The organism is Kitasatospora sp. NPDC091276 (assembly GCF_040684355.1).
GTDB lineage: Bacteria > Actinomycetota > Actinomycetes > Streptomycetales > Streptomycetaceae > Kitasatospora.
On the sequence record NZ_JBFBFU010000008.1, the window covers coordinates 31067 to 49108 of the forward strand.

Here is an 18042-nt window from a genome sequence, read left to right on the forward strand (position 1 = left end):
GTACGAGGCCGGGCTCACAGCCGGGGCGCGATCTCTTCGGCGAAGATGCGGTGCCGTTCGGCGGCCGGGAGGTGGCAGGCCGCGTAGTGGCCGGGCGAGGCTTCGGCCAGCACCGGGAGCTCGCTCGCGGAGCGCCCGCCGGTCCGGTCGGCGTACGGGCAGCGCGGGTGGAAGGCGCAGCCGGACGGCACGTTGATCAGGCTGGGCGGGGTGCCCTTGACCGGGACGAGGCGGTCCTGGAGTTCGCGGTCCAGGCGCGGCATGGAGCCCAGCAGGCCCCAGGTGTAGGGGTGTTCGGGCGCGTCGAAGAGGGTCTCGGCGGGACCGCGCTCGATGCACTTGCCGCCGTACATGACCAGGATGTCGTCGGCCAGTTCGGCGACCACCCCGAGGTCGTGGGTGATGATGATGACGGCCGAGCCGAACTCGTCCTGGAGGTCGCGGATGAGGTCCAGGATCTGCGCCTGGACGGTGACGTCCAGGGCGGTGGTGGGCTCGTCGGCGATCAGCAGCGAGGGGTCGTTGACCAGTGCCATGGCGATCATGGCGCGCTGGCGCATGCCGCCGGAGAACTGGTGCGGGTAGTCGTCCACCCGGCGGTCGGGCTGCGGGATGCCGACCCGGTCGAGCATCTCGACCGCGCGGGCCCGGGCCTGCTTCTTGGACGCCTGGGGGTGGTGCACCCGGTACGCCTCGACGATCTGCGCGCCGACGGTGTAGTAGGGGTGCATCGCGGTCAGCGGGTCCTGGAAGATCATCGCCATCTCGCGGCCGCGCAGTTGGCGCACCCGTTCGGGGCCGGCCGCGATCAGGTCCTCGCCGTCCAGCCGGATCTCGCCGGTGATCCGGGCCCGCTTGGTGCGGTGCAGGCCCATGATGCCGAGCGAGGTGACGGACTTGCCGGAGCCGGACTCGCCGACGATGCCGAGGGTGCGGCCCTTGTGCAGGTCGAAGCTGACCCCGTCCACCGAGCGGACCAGGCCGTCGTCGGTGTCGAAGTGGATCCGCAGGTCGCGGACGGAGAGGAAGGGGTCGCCGGACGGGGCCTGGGCGGCGACCGCCTCGGTCTTCTGGAGCTCGGTCACGAGAGCCTCACCCGGGGGTCGACGAGTGCGTACAGGAGGTCGACCACGAGGTTGCAGGCGACGATGAAGAAGGCGGCGAGCAGGGTGACGCCGAGGATCTTGGGCAGGTCGTTGTCGGCGATCGCCTGGACGGCGAAGGCGCCGACGCCCTGGAGCGAGAAGACCTGCTCGGTGATGAGGGCGCCGCCGAGGAGCAGGCCGAGGTCCATGCCGAAGATGGTGATGACGGGTGTCAGCGCGGCGCGCAGTCCGTGCCGGGCGACGACCTTGCGCTCGACCAGGCCCTTGGCCCGGGCGGTGCGGATGTAGTCCTCGCTCATGGTCTCCAGCATTCCGGCGCGGGTGAGCCGGGCGTAGAGCGCGGAGTAGAGGAAGGCCAGCGAGATCCACGGGAGGATCAGGTTGCGGGCCCACATCAGCGGGTCGTCGGCGAAGTCGACGTACTGGAGGTTGTCCAGGATCGGCCACTCGTAGCTGAACAGGGCGAGCAGCACCGCGCCGGTGAAGAAGACCGGCAGCGAGACGCCGGCGAGGGAGATGCCCATGGCGATCCGGTCGAAGACCGAGCGCGGCTTGAGCGCGGAGACGACGCCGGTGGCGACGCCGGAGACCAGCCAGAGCACGGCCGCGCCGACGGCGAGCGAGAGGGTGATCGGGACGCGCTTGATCAGCTCGGGCCAGACCTCCAGGTGGTTCTTGAAGGAGTAGCCGAAGCACGGTACGTGGCAGGTGACCGGGTCCGGGCCGAACTTGTACTCGGCGCCGCTGACCAGGCCCTTGAGGAAGTTCCAGTACTGGGTGTACAGCGGCTGGTCGAACCCGAGGTTCTTCTTGACCGCGGCGATCGCCTCGGGGGAGGGGTTCTTCCCGACGTACTGCGTGGCCAGTTGGTCGGTGGTCTCGCCGGCGATGCGCGGGAGCAGGAAGAAGATCGCGAAGGTGACAGCGCTGACCACCAGCAGCAGCACGACGGCCGCGAAGATCCTGCGGATGATGTAGGCAAACACAGTTGGGCGGCTCCGGCGGCCCGCCGCCGTCCGGGGTCTTCCGGACGGCGGCGGGCGGCCGCTGCCTTCACCTGCCTTCAGGGATGTGGAGCCAGGCTCTTTACTTGGTGGTGCCGATGTTCAGGTAGTCGTACTCACCCGAGAAGCCCGAGGTGGACGCCAGGTTGGTGGCGCTGTCCGGGCGGTACAGGAAGACCTTGAAGTAGGTCAGCGGGACGTAGACCGCCTGGTCCATGATCTTCTTGTCGATCTGGCCGTAGATCTTCTCGCGCGCCGACTGGTCGGTGTTGGTGATGGCGTCGTCGAGCAGCTTGTTGACCTCGGGGTCGTTGAGCTGGGCCAGGTTGCTGTTGCCGGAGGCCTTGATGGCGCGGCCGTCGGAGATCTGCTGCAGGAAGCCGTAGCCGGTCGGCCAGTCGGCGCTCCACTGCATCATCATCAGACCGATGTTGTGGTCCTGGGTGAACTGCGGGACACCGGCGGCGTCCGAGAAGTACTTGCCCTGCGCGTACTTCTGGATCTCGACGTTGATGTTGATCTTCTTCAGCGCGGCCTGGATCGCGGTCGCGGCCTGGACCTCCGGGTCGCGCTCGGTGCGGGCGGTGATCACCGTGCTGAACCCGTCGGGCTTGCCGCAGGCCTTGAGGGCGTCCTTGGCCTTGGCCTCGTCACCCTTGTTGCCGTTGGTCGCCCAGGTGTTGAAGTCCTGGTGGCCCGGGACGTCCGGCGGGATCACCGTGTTGGCGATCTGGCCGCGGATCGGGCCGCCGAGCGTGGTCTGCACGGAGACCTTGTCGATCGCGTACTGGACGGCCTTGCGGCACTCCAGGTTGTCGAACGGCGCGACCTTGGTGTTGATCGCGACGTACGCCAGGCGGCCGCCGTAGGCGTTGTCGGTGTTCGCCTTGAGCTTCTGGTTCTGCAGGATCTGCGCCTGGGTCTGCGGGTCGACGCCGCTGCCGACCAGGTCCACCTGGGCGTTGCCCGCGATCAGGTCCTTGTCGATGGTGGACTGCTCCATGCCCATCCGGACCACGATCTTGTCCGCGAGCTGCTTGCGGATCGGGTCGGTGCTCGGGTCCCAGTTGGTGTTCGGCACCAGGGTGAGCTGCTTGCCGTCCTCGTAGGACTCGAACTTGTAGGCGCCCGAGGCGACCACGTGCTTCACGTAGCCGGCGCCGTCGTCCTTGGCCTGCGGGACCGGGACGGTCTGCGGGGAGCCGACCAGGTAGTCGAAGTCCGCGAACGGCTGCTTCAGGTGGAAGACGATGGTCTGGTCGTCCGGTGTCTCGATCGAGTTCAGGCCGCCGGTCTTGTCCTTGTACGGGCCCTGGTACGGGGACTCGTTGTCGACCAGCAGGTCGTGGAAGTAGGTGGGGCCGTTGGAGTTCACGTCCGGCGCGAAGTTGGAGCGCTCGACGGCGTACTTGACGTCCTTCGAGCTGATCGGGGTGCCGTCGTCGAACTTCAGGCCCGCGCGCAGCTTGTACGTCCAGGTCAGGCCGTCCGCGCTGACCTTGCCCAGGCTCTCGGCGAGGTCCGGGACCAGCTTGTTGCCGTTCGAGCCGGCGCCCGGGGCGAAGGTGGTCAGCGGACGCCCGTACAGGCGCGAGAAGTTGTAGATGTAGGCGTAGTACGTGTTGCCCGGGTCGAAGGAGTCCGGGGCGCCCTTCATCTCGTAGGTGACCGTCCCGCCCTTCTTGTCCGAGGCGTTGACGATGCCCTTGGTGGCGGCGTCGGCACCGCCGCCACCGGCGCTGCTGCCGCTGGCGGAGGAGGACGAGCCGGAGCCCTTGCTGCCGGAGGTGCAGCCGGTCACGATCAGGACCGCGGCGGCTGCCGCCGCGGTCAGGGCGACGGTACGGGACCTGCGCATGGGTGAGATCAACCCCTTGAGGATGGGAAGGAGGGAGGGCCTGACGTTGCGTCAGTTGCTCTTGGGATCGAGGGCGTCACGCAGCCCGTCGCCGAGCAGGTTGAAGGCGAGCACGGTGAGGAAGATCGCCAGACCGGGGACCACCATGTACTGGGGGTCCACCTGGTAGTACTTGATCGCGTCCTGGAGGATCCCGCCCCAGGAGGCCTGCGGCGGCTGGATGCCGACGCCGAGGAAGCTGAGGCCCGCCTCGAAGAGGATGTTGGTCGGGATCAGCAGGGTCGAGTAGACCAGGATCGGACCGACCAGGTTCGGCAGCAGTTCCTTGAACAGGATGAACGGGCCGCGGGCGCCCAGGCTGCGGGCCGCGTGGACGAACTCCCGCTCGCGCAGCGACAGCGTCTGTCCGCGCACGATCCGGCCCATGTAGGGCCAGTTGAAGAAGCCGATCACGAAGATCAGCACCATGATGTGCAGCGGGAGGCCGTGCAGGCCGAACGCGCCGCCCTGCAGCGAGGTCGAGATCGCGATGGCGAAGAGCAGCAGCGGGAAGGCGAGGAAGACGTCCATGATGCGGCTGATCACGGTGTCCACCCAGCCGCCGTAGTAGCCGGCCATGACACCGAGCACGGTGCCGATCGTGTTCGACAGCAGGGTCGCGCCGAAGGCGACCAGCAGGGAGACCCAGGAGCCCTCGATCACGCGGGAGAGCAGGTCACGGCCCTGGAGCGGGTCGACGCCGAGCGGGTGGTCCCAGCTCATTCCGCCCCAGTCACCGAGCGGGATGCCGCCCAGGTTGGCGTCGAGCAGGTCCTGGTTCAGGGCGTCGGGGTCGAGGCCGAACAGGGCCTCGATGGGCTTGGCCAGTACGGCCAGCAGGATCAGCAGGATCACCACGACGCCGCCGGCGACGGCGAGTTTGTCGCGCTTGAAGCGGGTCCAGGCGATCTGGCCGAGGGAGCGGCCCTCGATCTTCTTGGCCGGGCTCGCGGGGGCGGGTGCCTCCGGTTCGTTCCCGGTGGTTGCGATGGGTGCGGTCATGGTCAGTTGGTCCCCTCGCCGACGGTGGCCGGCCCACGGGCGCCGGTCACCGGTTCGGCGGTACGGCTGCGGACGTGCGGAGGTGCTTGGAACGGGTGTTCGCGGCAGTACGTCGTGCACGGGTACTGCCCCAACGCGGGATGGGCTTCGCGTGGTTCTGGCGGTCGGCGTGCGCGTTCACCTTCGTGGGGTTCCCAGTACGCGCGGTGCGTTGCGCAGAACTCTCTGCCATCCGAACTGGCTTGCGCCAGCCCTCACAACCGACAGATGCCCAACTGTGATCTGTGCGCATGCACCTCCTCCGTCTTCGGCATATCCCTCTTCACACGGCTGTAACTGGCATGTCAAGATGATCGACGGTAACGGCCGGAAGTTCGTCCGGAAAGCACCGAAGCCGACCTGACGCAAGATCAAGTCGGCTTCTGGAAAAAGGTTTTGGTTGTCAGCGCCCCGGGTATCCGGGCCACGGCTGCTGCGGCTGCCCGGTCCAGCCCTGCGCGGGCTGCTGCGTGCCGTAGCCGTAGCCCGGCCCCTGCTGCGCGGGGTACGGCGGAGGCGGCACCGGCGGGTACGGGCCGGTCGGCGGCCGCCCCGCCTCCCGGTCGAAGAACGGGCGCGCATGCGCCCGCATCCACAGCGCCACCGGGTCGTACTCGTCCGCCATCGCCACCGTGGACACCGCCAGCCCCTCCGGGGCCACCGCGATCGCCCGCTGCATCAGCGCCCGCACGGCCTCCACCGCCGGCGGTGAACTCTCGTACAGCTCCAGGCCGATCGCCAGGTACGGCTCCCCCACGGCCGGCTGCACCCAGGCCCGGCGCAGCGCCCGCACCGCGCGCACCTCACCGGCCTGCCGCTCCAGCAGCGCGAAGAACGGCTGGGCGTTCAGCTGCGGCTCGCTCAGCTTCAACGGCCCGGCCGGCAGCCGCTCCAGGCCCGCGGCGATCCGCCGCAGGTCCGCCCAGGGCACCCCGACCCCGCCGCCGGGCGCGTGCGGGTTGAGCCACAGGCCCCAGCGGGTCCGGTACAGCGAAGCGGCGATCTCCCGCCCGGAGATGACCTCGTGGGCCCGCGCCCAGCCGGACGACGCCAGTTGCTCGGACGAGGTGACGGCCGGCGCGTAGCCGTGGCCGCTGATCTCCATGTTCCCGTACTGGGCGTCAGCGCTGCCCGGCGCGCCGTGCCACAGCAGCATCCAGACCTGGCCGTCGGCCAGTGCGTGCAGCAGTTGCTCGTACGCCTCGTAGCGCTCCGGCGCGACCTCGCGCAGGGCGCGCTCCAGCGCGCCCGGATCCGCTCCGGGGCGCCCGGCGGGTGCCTGGCCCCAGGGCCCCGGTGCACCGCCCGCTACCGCTCCCGCACTCATGCGCCCACCTCGCCGCGCCTCTTTCCTCAAGCCTGCCGACCCGTCGGCCGTCTGCACGCACCCTATGGCGCGGCACCGGCCACCGCCACGGCGACGTGCCTCCGATACGAACCCCGCTCAACCCCGCGCGTAGAAAGGGAGTACCCGGGTGAGCAGCCACTCGACCACCGGGTCATCGGCGAGATCGAGCAGTACGAGGTGGACGCCCCCCGGCAGCGGCGCGGTTCCCAGCGCGCGGCCGAGCGCCTCGTTCACCGCACCCGGGTCGGCCGGGGCCGTCTGGTCCAGCTGGACGCCCACGAACATCACGGTCGGCTCGCCCTCGATGCTGGCGAGCGCCCGGCGCGCGGTCAACACTCCGGGCAGGGCCGACAGTTCGGCCCGGCAGGCGGCCAGGAAGTGCTCCGGGTCCTCCCCCGGCACCGGCTCGCGCAGCGCCACCCGGCCACCGGTCGGCGCCTCCGGGCCCTGTCCCTGGTTCTGGTTCTGGTTCTGACTCTGGCTCTGCTCCTGGTCGGCCAGGCGCTCCTCGCGCGGGCCGCGCCGCAGCTCCGCCACACCCTGCGGTGGCACCGGGATGCCCACCGCCGCCTCCGGGTTGACCGCGATGCCCACGCCCAGCGGCAGCCCGCGGGCGAACTCCCAGACCGGCGCCACCGCGAAGGCCATCCCCGGCGCCTGCCGCAGGAACACCTCCTGCGAGGAGAACACCGGCACGTACGGCTCGCCGGCCAGCTCGATGGTCGGCAGGTCCAGCGCGGGCCCCCGCGGGTCGCCGCCGGCCGGCAGCGGGATCCACACCTGGCTGCGGGCCAGCACCTCGATCACCCGCGGCGTCGCACCCGGATCGCCCAGCGCGGCGGTCAGCACCTGCTCCAGCTCGTTGGCCGGCCACCCGCCGCCCGGCGGCGCCGACTCCGGCCCGCCCCACCCCTGCTGCTGCTCCACCGGGTACCCCATGCGCGCCTGATCCGCCCTCTGCCGGTCGGCCGCCCTCTGCTGCGCCGACGCGCAGCAGTCTAGGGCGCACGCCCCGGGGGCGCCGGTTCGCGGTGGCGCGGTGTGACCGGGTCCCCTCTCCCGTCGTCGGCGCGGACGTGCCATGATGTGCGCGTTCGACGGCGCGGCGCGCCGGCGGACCGACAACTCCATACCGGCCGCTCGAACCCGCGCGGGAGAGCCCGGAGTGCCCCGTCAGGCGGCACAGCCGGCGCCGAAGGAGCAACTCCTCCCCGGAATCTCTCAGGCCCCCTTACCGCACGGGTTAGGCACATCTGGAAAGTGGCGCACGGCCCTGTCGCGCGCCCACCCACGGTGCAAGCCACCATGCTGTCCTGGATGCTGGAAACAGCTGCGGGCAGGTGGGCGGTGAAGCTCTCAGGTTCGACGACAGATGGGGAGACCCACGCCGCCGCATGCCCGCGCGCAGGGTCGGCCCCCGAGCGGGTCCGGTTCCGGCGCGTGCACCCATGAGTGCCCAGACCGAGGAGTTCCAGGCCATGTCGTCCCTCCGCCTCACCGCGCTCGACGCGCTGCACCGCGCCCTCGGCGCGACCATGACCGACTTCGCCGGCTGGGACATGCCGCTGCGCTACGGCAGCGAGCGCGAGGAACACCTCGCCGTCCGCACCCGGGCCGGACTGTTCGACCTCTCCCACATGGGCGAGATCACCGTCACCGGCCAGCAGGCCGGCGAGATGCTGGACCACGCGCTGGTCGGCTTCGTCTCCGCGCTGGGCGTGCTGCGCGCCCGCTACACCATGATCTGCGCCGAGGACGGCGGCATCCTGGACGACCTGATCGTCTACCGCCTACGCGAGGACGCCTTCCTGGTCGTCGCCAACGCCTCCAACGCCCAGCTGGTGCTGGACGAGCTGATCGCCCGCGCCAAGGGCTTCGACGCCGTCGTCACGGACGACCGCGACACCTACGCGCTGATCGCCGTCCAGGGCCCGGAGGCCACCGCGATCCTGGCCGGAACCACCGACGCCGACCTGCCCGGCCTGAAGTACTACGCGATCCTCCCGGCCCAGGTCGCCGGCCGCGACGTGCTGCTCGCCCGGACCGGCTACACCGGCGAGGACGGCTTCGAGATCTTCTGCAACCCGGGCGACGCCGAGGGGGTCTGGCAGGCGCTGACCGCCGCCGGCGAGGGCCGCGGCCTGGTCCCGTGCGGCCTGTCGTGCCGCGACACGCTGCGCCTGGAGGCCGGCATGCCGCTGTACGGGCACGAGCTCTCCACCGACCTGACCCCGTTCGACGCGGGCCTGGGCCGGGTCGTGCGCTTCGACAAGACCACCAACGAGGGCACCTTCGTCGGCCGCAAGGCGCTGGAGAAGGCCGCCGCCGAGGCCGAGGCCAACCCGCCGCGGGTGCTGGTCGGCCTGGTCTCCGAGGGCAAGCGCGTCCCGCGCGCCGAGTACACCGTGGTCTCCGCCGACGGCGCCCCGATCGGCCGGATCACCTCGGGCGCCCCGTCCCCGACCCTGGGCCGGCCGATCGCGATCGCCTACGTGGACGCGGCCCACGCCGCCCCCGGCACCGCCGTCGCGGTGGACGTGCGCGGCAAGCACGAGCCGGTCGAGGTCGTGGCGCTGCCGTTCTACAAGCGCGCCCGCTGAGGCCCCGCCCTCCCCGTAGACCCCGTGGACCCGGACCTGCACCATGCCCGACCCGGGCTTGAGCCACGCCTGATCCAGGCCTGGCCCATGCCCGAACCACGCCTGATCCGCGTCGAAGCCGTCCGTGCGGCGGCCCGCTTCGTCGTACCCGCTTCCCATCCTGGAGAATGACGCCATGAGCAACCCCCAGCACCTGCAGTACACCAAGGAGCACGAGTGGCTGACCGCCGTCGAGGGCGGTGTCTCCACGGTCGGCATCACCGCCCACGCGGCCGACGCGCTCGGTGACATCGTCTACGTGCAGCTGCCCGAGGTCGGCGCCGACGTGACCGCGGGCGAGTCCTGTGGCGAGCTGGAGTCCACCAAGTCGGTCAGCGACCTGTTCTCCCCGGTGACCGGGAAGATCGTCGAGATCAACCAGGACGTCCTGGACGACAACAGCCTGGTCAACAGCGCCCCGTTCGAGGGCGGCTGGCTGTTCAAGGTCCAGGTGGAGTCCACCGACGAGCTGCTCAGCGCGGACGAGTACACCGCCTTCATCGGCGGCTGACCCGCTCGTGACGGGGCGGTCGCAGCGCGGCGGCCGCCCCGCCAGGCTCCCCCCTTCTCCGCTCCCGTCTCTCTCCTCCCGGGAAGACCACACCATGACGGTTCTGAACCAGTCCCTGCACTCCCTCGACCCGGAGATCGCCGCCGCGGTCGACGCCGAGCTGCACCGCCAGCAGACCACCCTGGAGATGATCGCCTCCGAGAACTTCGCCCCGGTGGCGGTCATGGAGGCCCAGGGCTCGGTGCTCACCAACAAGTACGCCGAGGGCTACCCCGGCCGCCGCTACTACGGCGGCTGCGAGCACGTCGACGTGGTCGAGCAGATCGCGATCGACCGCATCAAGGCCCTGTTCGGCGCCGAGCACGCCAACGTCCAGCCGCACTCGGGCGCGCAGGCCAACGCCGCCGCGATGTTCGCGCTGATCAAGCCGGGCGACACCATCCTGGGCCTGGACCTGGCCCACGGCGGTCACCTCACCCACGGCATGAAGATCAACTTCTCCGGCAAGCTCTACAACGTGGCCGCCTACCACGTGGACGAGAAGACCGGCCAGGTCGACATGGCCGAGGTCGAGCGCCTGGCCAAGGAGCACCAGCCGAAGCTGATCATCGCCGGCTGGTCCGCCTACCCGCGCCAGCTGGACTTCGCCGCGTTCCGCCGGGTCGCCGACGAGGTCGGCGCGCTGCTGATGGTGGACATGGCGCACTTCGCCGGCCTGGTCGCCGCCGGTCTGCACCCCAACCCGGTGCCGTACGCGGACGTGGTCACCACCACCACCCACAAGACCCTGGGCGGCCCGCGCGGCGGTGTCATCCTGTCCAAGGCCGAGTACGCCAAGAAGATCAACTCCGCGGTGTTCCCCGGCCAGCAGGGCGGCCCGCTGGAGCACGTGATCGCCGGCAAGGCCGTCGCCTTCAAGGTCGCCGCGTCCGAGGAGTTCAAGGAGCGCCAGCAGCGCACCCTGGAGGGCGCCAAGATCCTCGCCGAGCGCCTGCTCCAGGCCGACGTCGCCGAGGCCGGCGCCTCGGTGCTGTCCGGCGGCACCGACGTGCACCTGGTCCTGGTCGACCTGCGCAACAGCCAGCTCGACGGCCAGCAGGCCGAGGACCGCCTGCACGAGGTCGGCATCACGGTCAACCGCAACGCCGTCCCGAACGACCCGCGGCCGCCGATGGTCACCTCCGGCCTGCGCATCGGCACCCCCGCGCTCGCCACCCGCGGCTTCCAGGCCGAGGACTTCCGCGAGGTCGCCGACATCATCGCCGAGGCGCTCAAGCCCGCCTTCGACGAGGACGCCGCCACCGCGCTCAAGGCCCGCGTCACCGCGCTGGCCGAGAAGTACCCGCTCTACCCGAACCTCTGATCACCGCGGTGATCGTTCGGGCGGGGTGACCGGCCTCACCCCGCCACGGCACCTGGGATCCCGGGGCACCGCGCACACTGGACAGTGCGCGCGGTGCCCCGACCCGTGTCGTCCCCCGCCCGCCAGTCCTTCCACGAGACAGACAAGGACGTCCCCCGTGGCCCTCAGCGTCTTCGACCTCTTCTCCATCGGCATCGGCCCGTCGAGCTCCCACACCGTCGGCCCGATGCGCGCCGCCCGGATGTTCGCCCGGCGCCTGCGGTCCGAGGACCTGCTCGCCGAGGTGGCGAGCGTGCGCGCCGAGCTGTACGGCTCGCTGGGCGCCACCGGCCACGGCCACGGCACCCCGAAGGCCGTCCTGCTCGGCCTGGAGAACAACTCCCCCCGCACGGTCGACGTCGACCAGGCGGACAAGGACGTCGAGCGGATCACCACCGAGAAGCGGCTCAACCTCCTCGGCACCCACCCCATCGACTTCGACCCGGGCACCCAGCTGGTCCTGCACCGCCGCCGCTCGCTGCCGTACCACGCCAACGGCATGACCATCTGGGCGTACGCGGCGGACGGCTCCACGCTGCTGGAGAAGACCTACTACTCGGTCGGCGGCGGCTTCGTCGTCGACGAGGACGCCATCGGCGCGGACCGGGTCAAGCCCGACGACACCGCGCTGCGCTACCCCTTCCGCACCGGCGAGGAGCTGCTGCGGCTCACCCGGGAGACCGGGCTGTCGATCTCCGGCCTGATGCTGGAGAACGAGAAGGCCTGGCGCTCCGAGGAGGAGATCCGGACCGGGCTGCTGGAGATCTGGCAGGTCATGCAGGAGTGCGTGCGGGCCGGCATGTCCCGCGAGGGCATCCTGCCCGGTGGCCTCAAGGTCCGCCGCCGCGCCGCCGCGGCCGCCCGCGCGATGCGCGCCGAGGGCATCGGCCCGGCCAACGCGATGGAGTGGGTGACCCTCTACGCGATGGCGGTCAACGAGGAGAACGCCTCCGGCCGCCGGGTGGTCACCGCTCCGACCAACGGCGCGGCCGGGATCATCCCCGCCGTCCTGCACTACTACCTGAACTTCATCCCGGGCGCCGACGAGGACGGCATCGTCCGCTTCCTCCTCGCGGCCGGCGCCATCGGCATGCTCTTCAAGGAGAACGCCTCCATCTCCGGCGCCGAGGTCGGCTGCCAGGGCGAGGTCGGCTCCGCCTGCTCGATGGCCGCCGGCGGCCTCGCCGAGGTCCTCGGCGGCACCCCCGAACAGGTCGAGAACGCCGCCGAGATCGGCATCGAGCACAACCTCGGCCTCACCTGCGACCCGGTCGGCGGGCTCGTCCAGATCCCCTGCATCGAGCGCAACGGCATGGCCTCCGTCAAGGCCGTCACCGCCGCCCGGATGGCCCTGCGCGGCGACGGCCGGCACCACGTCTCGCTCGACAAGGCGATCAAGACGATGAAGGAGACCGGCGCCGACATGAAGATCAAGTACAAGGAGACCTCGCGCGGCGGCCTCGCCGTCAACGTCATCGAGTGCTGATCACACCCGCTGTCGTCTGAGCCCCCGGACCCGTCCGGGGGCTCTCGGCGTTCCGGGGCGTCCCGAGGCGCCTGCTCAGGCCGCGAACGGGCGGACGCGCCGGGCGTCGCGCAACGCCTCCGCCCACCAGGCGAGTTGGTCGAGCATGGTCTTGGCGGCGGCGTCGGCGGCCGGGTCGAGCGGCTTGCCGTCGGCGCCGAAGCACTGGGCGGCGCCGTGGAAGCTGACCGTGTTGCGAATCGTCATGGCGTTCAACTCGGCGAGCACCACTCGCAGTTGCTCGACGGCGCGCAGACCGCCGGAGAGGCCGCCGTAGGAGACGAAGCCGACCGGCTTGCCGTGCCACTGGCTGTTGTGCCAGTCGATGGCGTTCTTCAGCGGGGCCGGGAAGCTGTGGTTGTACTCGGGTGTGACGACCACGAAGGCGTCGGCGGCCTCCAGCCGGGGCGTGACGGCGGCGATCAACTCGGCGGCGCCCGGCTCCAGTTCACCACCGAAGGACGGGAAGGTGGTCGGCAGCGGGGTCTCGACCAGATCGATCAGGTCGGCGGTCATGTCGCCGCGCGCGCCGAGGTGGCCGAGCAGCCAGTCGGCGACGACGGGCGCGAACCGGCCGCTCCGGGTGCTGCCGACGACGACCGCGACCTTCAGGCTCTTCTCCGAAACGTCCTTGGCCATGAACATCCCCCTCCGGGACGATGTGTACAACGTATCTTCTGGATGCAACGTACACATCGACGCGTACGCCGTCTACTCCCGATACGCCGTACACGCCGGGTGGTACGGTGGGAACCCCAGCCGGAAGGAGCCCGCCGTCATGCCCGCCCAGCAGGCCCCCACCGGGGACGACGACCAGACCAAGCCCCAGGCCTCGCTCTGGGAGCGCCTCGCCCGCCCGGCCCCCGCGCCGCGCACCACCCTCACCCCGCAGCGGATCGCCGAGGCCGCGATCGCGATCGCCGACGCCGAAGGCCTCGACGCCGTCACCATGCGCCGACTCGCCACCGCCCTCGGCGTCGCCCCGATGGCCGCCTACCGGTACGTCTCCGGCAAGGACGAACTCATCGACCTGATGGTCGACTTCGTCTACGGCGAACTCTCCCTGGACACTCCCTCCAGCGGCTGGCGCGACACCATGCGCACCCTGGCGCTCCACCTGCGCGCCATGAACCTGGCCCACCCGTGGGTCGTCCGCGCCGGCGCCGTCCCCCTCACCCCCAACCAGCTCGCCATCCCCGAACGCGCCTTCGCCGCCCTCGCCGACCACGGCCTGGACGCCGACACCACCATGGCGGTCTTCCGCACCGTCACCGGCTACGTCCACGGCTCCGTCGCCGCCGAGCTCGCCCTGCGCACCCTCCAGCGCGAGCACGGCTGGTCCGACGGTGACGAGACCCGCGCCGGCCTCGCCCCCCGGATGTCCTTCCTGATGGACACCGGCCGCTACCCCACCTACCAGCGCTACCTCCACGAGGCCACCCGCAAGGACGACCCCACCTGGCAGTTCGAGACCGGCCTCGACTGCGTCCTCACCGGCATCGCCACCCACCTCGGCATCTGAGCGCGCCTGGACATCCGAGCGCGACCCGGCCCCCAGGTGGAGGAAATTATGTAGACCGGTCTACATTCCAGGTGCGGAATATGCAGACCGGTCTACCTCTTCAACGCACCCCCACGCACCTCCTGCGCAGGAAGTCGGCCCCGCCGACTTCCTGCGCGTGGGGCCACCCGCAGGTCAGCGACGGCGGGTGCCCACGGGCACGGTGAGGACGGCGAGGCCCGCGGCGAGGATGGCGAGGCCGCACCAGGAGGCGGCGGGGAGGCGTTCGCCGAGGACGGCGACGCCGAGGAGGGCGGCGACGGCGGGTTCGGCGAGGGTGAGGGTGGTGGCGGTCTGGGCGGAGGTGCGGCGCAGCCCGTGGCCGAAGAGGCGGTAGGCGAGGAAGGTGGTGATCACCGCGAGGTGGAGCACCACCGCCGCGCCGCGCGGCGAGGCGAGCCACCGCAGGTCGCCGAGGAACAGCACCGGCAGGACGAGCAGCGCGGCCGCGCCGAACATCGCCCCCATCACCCCGGCGGACGGGTGCCCGCGCGAGATGAGCCTCCCGCCGACGAGCGAGTACACCGCGTACGAGAGGCCGGAGAGCGCGGCCAGCGCCACCCCCACGGCGTCCACCGCCGCGCCGTCGCCGGTGAGTTCGGGGCCCAGCACCAGGACGGCGCAGCCGACGACCGCCGTCACCGTGGCACCGGCCCACCGGCCGCTCGGCCGCCCCTGCCGGGTGAGCCAGCCGAGCAGGCCGGCGAAGACGGGGGCACTGCCCAGTGCGATCACGGTGGCCACCGCCACCCCGGCGCGGGTCACCGCCGGGTAGAAGGTGACCGGGTAGCCGACCACCGCGACGGCGCCGACGGCGAGTTGCCACCGCTCCCGGCGACCGCAGGCCCGGGGCAGCGCGCGGGCGCTGCGGGTGGAGAGGAAGAGGAGGAGTCCGCCGAGGACCAGCGCGGCGGCGCCGATGCCCGCCGAAGGGGCGCCGTCGGGTGCGAGGGAGCTGGCCGTCCCGGTGGTGCCCCACAGCAGTGCGGCGACCAGGATCGGGACCGGCCCGCCGAGCGGGCTGGTGCGGCGGGCGGTGGGGGTGGTGGTGGGCCGGGTGGGCGCGGGCGTGGAGGTGCGGTTCGGCACAGTCGTGAACTTCCGTCGTCGAAGACCGTCAGGGGAGTTGGTTTCGCACCGGGCGCACACGGCAGCCCCCTGGCGGCCGAAGGGGGCCGCAGCAGGGAGCGCGGGGCTCGAGCCACCGGCGTGTACGCCCGATCAGACGCTGAGCGGTGGCAGTACGACGTGCCAGTACAGGTCCACGGGCCTGATGCTACCCGGCAGTTCCGGCGTGGTGGGGTGCACGGAGGAATTGGCGGCCGGGCGACGAAGCACCGGAGGCCCGACGGCAAGGATGGTGAATATTCACAGGCAACAGCGTGAACCTATGCAAAATCCAAAGGTGAACTAGGTTACAAACCTTTCAATCCAAGTCACCTGGTTTGCCCACATGCTGAGATCCGTGCGATAGTCGAAGCAGCCCAACGGCGGGCGGCACAGCACGCCGGCCTGGGCGTGGAGACTTCGGCTGGCCCGACCTGGCACGGCCGACGCCCATCGCGCGGCACGCACCCCCTTGGCCGGCGCGATGACTTGCAGGGGCCCCCATCCGCCGGACCACGGCGACTTCGGGGGCCCTGCGCGTTTTCCCGGGAAGACCCGGAAGGCCGGGAAAGACCCGGACGGCCCGGAAGGCCGAGACGGACCCGGGAAGGCCCGAAACGGTCAGTGCCGCTCGCGGACCTTCAGCTCGAACCAGACGCCCTTGCCGCGCGGCAGCAGGTCGGCGCCCCAGCGGTCGGCCAGGTCGTCGATGACCCGCAGGCCCCGCCCCCGCTCGGTCACCGGCTTCGGCTCGGCGAGGATCATGCAGGGCAGCGCCCGGGAGGAGTCGCGGACCTCGACGCGGAGCCAGCCCGGCTTGCGGATCACCTGGAGTCCGATGGTGCGTCCGGCGGCGTGCCGGACGGCGTTGGAGACCAGCTCGCTGGTGAGTAACTCACCGGCCTCCAGGTGCTGGTGGAGGTCCCAGGACTCCAGGACCGACAACACCAGCCGGCGGGCCACCGGGCCGGTCTCCGGCCGGGACGGCAGTCGCACCTCGTTCGGCACGGACTGATCGCTCAGCCTGCCGCAATACATCTCCTCCAGTTCCTCCGAGCTGAGCCGCTCCAGCGCCGCCAGCGCGCCCTGGACATCGATCCACGACGCCTCGGCGACCAATCCGGCCCCGGGAACTGATGACTGATCTGTTTCGCCCCAACCCGCCATGCGGTCCATCATTGCGGAACGCAAGCGGCCGCGTACGGACAATGAGCAAACGATCTCCTCCGAGTCGGCATATGCCGCGTGCAAGGAGACCCCGCGGAGAGTGCCAGGCGGGGGCCCGGAAGGGGCCCGGAAGGGGTCGGGAGAGGGTGGGGAGAGGGTGGGGAGCAGGCAACCCGGGGCCCGTCCGCCGTCAATCCCGGGTTGCCACGGAACCGCCCCGACCAGGGCGGCTACCGGTCGGCCTACCAGGCGCTCCAGGGCACGTTCCAGCCACTCAGGCCGTTCGCCGGGTCGAGGGTCTCCTTCTTGGTGGAGTTCTTCACGACCACCACGTCGCCGACGAGCGAGCCGGCGTAGAACTTGCCCATCGAGGTGGATTCGCCGCCGCCCTCGACGTCCTTGAGGGCGACGCAGCCGTGGCTGACGTTGTCCTCACCGATGAGCTTGCTCCAGTAATTGCCGTGCAGGTAGGTGCCGCTGTCGGTGAGCCGCATCGAGTGCGGCACCTGGAGGTCGTACGGGGAGCCGCTCATGCCGGGGAGGGTGCTGGACTGCATCCGCACCACGCCCTCCTTGGACATGACGACCATCGTGCCGTTCCAGGTCGGGTGTTCGGGCGAGCCGGAGGTGATGTCGATGTCCGACGGTTTGCCGTCGAGTTCGACGGTCATCCTGTGCGCGGCGGCGTCAACCGTCGAAATCTGAGATCGCCCGATCGTGAAGGGCTCGTCCCGGTCGGTGCCGTACACCCCAGGGGCGATCTCGACGCTCTTGAGGCGGTAGTGCACGGTCACCTTGGTGCCGGACTTCCAGTACTGCTCGGGGCGGAAGTCCAGTCGGCGGTTGCCGAACCAGTGGCCCTTGACCACGGTGCCGTTGTCGGTCTCGAAGGTGATGCCCTTCGCGACGACGTCCTTGTTCTTGACGTCCTTGCTGAAGTTCACCGAGACGATCACGCCGACGCCGTACGTCGCGCCGTTGTCCACGTTGTCGGCGGCCTTGGCGAGGGCCGTCGGCGTCAGCGTGGAGAAGTTGCTGTCCGCGCTGGCGACCACGCCGTTGGCGTCCGCGGCCATCGCGCTGACCTGGTAGGTGCTGCCCACGGCGAGGCCGGCCGACGGGGTCCAGCTGGAGCCGTCGGCGGCGATGGTGCCGGGCACCTCCGCGCCGGTCTTGTCACTGACCTTGACGGTGGTGAGCTTGCCGCCGGTCGCGCCGACCTTGAGCGCGTCGGGCGCGACGTCCACCGTGCCGGGCTTGGGCTCGATGTTCACCACGGCCTGCGACACCTTCGGCGCCGCGCTGCTCGCCGCCGCGGCGCCCGGGGAGGCCGTTCCGGCGGCCGCTCCGGCCCCCAGGTCCGCCTTGGCCGCGCTCCCGCCCCCGCTACCGCTCCCGCCACTCCCGCCGCCGCACGCGGCCGTCAGCGCCATCGCGCCGCCCACCAGACCGACGGCCACCACTCTGCGTATCGACCTCAACGTCGATCCCTCCCTCAGAAACCCCACGAACCAAACCCCACGAACCGAACCCCACGACCCGAGACCCGCAGACCGAAACCCGCGGGCCGAAACCCCACGACCCGAAACCCCGCACACAACCCCGCGCACACGACGGGCTCGACCACTACACGCGCCGGCCTCCGGAAAGGTTGCGCCATTCGGGGCCCGGTGCGCTCCGAAAACGCGAGCGGCCCGACCCCAACGGGTGAGGATCGGGCCGCTCGTCCGCACC

The 18042-nt window shown here is 71.0% G+C and carries 15 protein-coding genes and 1 riboswitch; of the genes, 5 read left to right on the forward strand and 10 right to left on the reverse strand.

What is annotated here, in order from left to right:
- Nucleotides 1–14 precede the first annotated feature (14 nt).
- The 6 genes from AB0O19_RS12230 to AB0O19_RS12255 all read right to left on the reverse strand — a co-directional run bounded on the left by AB0O19_RS12230 (nucleotide 15) and on the right by AB0O19_RS12255 (nucleotide 7335).
- Nucleotides 15–1085: an ABC transporter ATP-binding protein gene (locus tag AB0O19_RS12230; RefSeq protein WP_363582098.1), complete on the reverse strand. Its 1071-nt coding sequence runs from the start codon at nucleotides 1083–1085 to the stop codon at nucleotides 15–17.
- On the reverse strand, nucleotides 1082–2092 hold the full coding sequence (locus AB0O19_RS12235; RefSeq protein WP_363582096.1) for an ABC transporter permease: 1011 nt from the start codon (nucleotides 2090–2092) through the stop codon (nucleotides 1082–1084). Before AB0O19_RS12235 ends, AB0O19_RS12230 begins: the two co-directional genes overlap by 4 nt.
- Before the next feature lie 100 nt (nucleotides 2093–2192).
- Nucleotides 2193–3968, reverse strand: a complete 1776-nt coding sequence (locus tag AB0O19_RS12240; RefSeq protein WP_363619268.1) for an ABC transporter substrate-binding protein — start codon at nucleotides 3966–3968, stop codon at nucleotides 2193–2195.
- A gap of 51 nt (nucleotides 3969–4019) precedes the next feature.
- Nucleotides 4020–5009 carry an ABC transporter permease gene (locus AB0O19_RS12245; RefSeq protein WP_350884655.1) on the reverse strand — a complete coding sequence of 330 codons (990 nt, stop codon included), beginning with the start codon at nucleotides 5007–5009 and terminating at the stop codon, nucleotides 4020–4022.
- A gap of 442 nt (nucleotides 5010–5451) precedes the next feature.
- The gene (locus tag AB0O19_RS12250; RefSeq protein ID WP_363582090.1) at nucleotides 5452–6375 is read right to left on the reverse strand and encodes an enhanced serine sensitivity protein SseB C-terminal domain-containing protein; all 924 of its coding nucleotides are present in this window, start codon (nucleotides 6373–6375) and stop codon (nucleotides 5452–5454) included.
- Nucleotides 6376–6492: 117 nt separating this feature from the next.
- Nucleotides 6493–7335 carry an enhanced serine sensitivity protein SseB C-terminal domain-containing protein gene (locus AB0O19_RS12255; RefSeq protein ID WP_363582088.1) on the reverse strand — a complete coding sequence of 281 codons (843 nt, stop codon included), beginning with the start codon at nucleotides 7333–7335 and terminating at the stop codon, nucleotides 6493–6495.
- Between the two features lie 202 nt (nucleotides 7336–7537).
- Nucleotides 7538–7643, forward strand: a riboswitch (glycine riboswitch).
- 231 nt (nucleotides 7644–7874) lie between these two features.
- On the opposite strand from AB0O19_RS12255, the gene gcvT reads away from it, so the two are divergent.
- The 4 genes from gcvT (at nucleotide 7875) to AB0O19_RS12275 (ending at nucleotide 12434) form a co-directional block, all read left to right on the forward strand.
- Complete coding sequence (gene gcvT, locus AB0O19_RS12260; protein ID WP_363619372.1) at nucleotides 7875–8996, forward strand: glycine cleavage system aminomethyltransferase GcvT; 1122 nt, start codon at nucleotides 7875–7877, stop codon at nucleotides 8994–8996.
- A 175-nt stretch (nucleotides 8997–9171) separates the two neighbouring features.
- Nucleotides 9172–9546, forward strand: a complete 375-nt coding sequence (gcvH, locus tag AB0O19_RS12265) for a glycine cleavage system protein GcvH (protein ID WP_350884663.1) — start codon at nucleotides 9172–9174, stop codon at nucleotides 9544–9546.
- Nucleotides 9547–9640: 94 nt separating this feature from the next.
- Nucleotides 9641–10909 (forward strand): serine hydroxymethyltransferase, encoded by a 1269-nt coding sequence (gene glyA / locus AB0O19_RS12270; RefSeq protein WP_363582085.1) that lies wholly within the window; start codon nucleotides 9641–9643, stop codon nucleotides 10907–10909.
- Between the two features lie 157 nt (nucleotides 10910–11066).
- Nucleotides 11067–12434 carry an L-serine ammonia-lyase gene (locus AB0O19_RS12275; RefSeq protein ID WP_363619269.1) on the forward strand — a complete coding sequence of 456 codons (1368 nt, stop codon included), beginning with the start codon at nucleotides 11067–11069 and terminating at the stop codon, nucleotides 12432–12434.
- Nucleotides 12435–12509: 75 nt separating this feature from the next.
- Here AB0O19_RS12275 and AB0O19_RS12280 read toward each other — a convergent pair whose 3' ends face one another.
- On the reverse strand, nucleotides 12510–13112 hold the full coding sequence (locus AB0O19_RS12280; RefSeq protein WP_363619270.1) for an NAD(P)H-dependent oxidoreductase: 603 nt from the start codon (nucleotides 13110–13112) through the stop codon (nucleotides 12510–12512).
- 139 nt (nucleotides 13113–13251) lie between these two features.
- Between AB0O19_RS12280 and AB0O19_RS12285 the strand changes: the two genes are divergently transcribed.
- Nucleotides 13252–13995: a TetR/AcrR family transcriptional regulator gene (locus tag AB0O19_RS12285; protein WP_363619271.1), complete on the forward strand. Its 744-nt coding sequence runs from the start codon at nucleotides 13252–13254 to the stop codon at nucleotides 13993–13995.
- Nucleotides 13996–14169: 174 nt separating this feature from the next.
- Here AB0O19_RS12285 and AB0O19_RS12290 read toward each other — a convergent pair whose 3' ends face one another.
- From AB0O19_RS12290 to AB0O19_RS12300, 3 genes are all read right to left on the reverse strand, one after another.
- A complete protein-coding gene (locus AB0O19_RS12290) occupies nucleotides 14170–15123 on the reverse strand; it encodes an EamA family transporter (protein WP_363582077.1) in 954 nt (317 codons plus the stop codon).
- A gap of 639 nt (nucleotides 15124–15762) precedes the next feature.
- Nucleotides 15763–16260, reverse strand: coding sequence for an ATP-binding protein (locus AB0O19_RS12295; RefSeq protein ID WP_244293363.1), 498 nt, complete (start codon nucleotides 16258–16260; stop codon nucleotides 15763–15765).
- A gap of 290 nt (nucleotides 16261–16550) precedes the next feature.
- Nucleotides 16551–17789, reverse strand: coding sequence for an Ig-like domain-containing protein (locus AB0O19_RS12300; RefSeq protein ID WP_363619272.1), 1239 nt, complete (start codon nucleotides 17787–17789; stop codon nucleotides 16551–16553).
- Nucleotides 17790–18042: the final 253 nt, after the last annotated feature.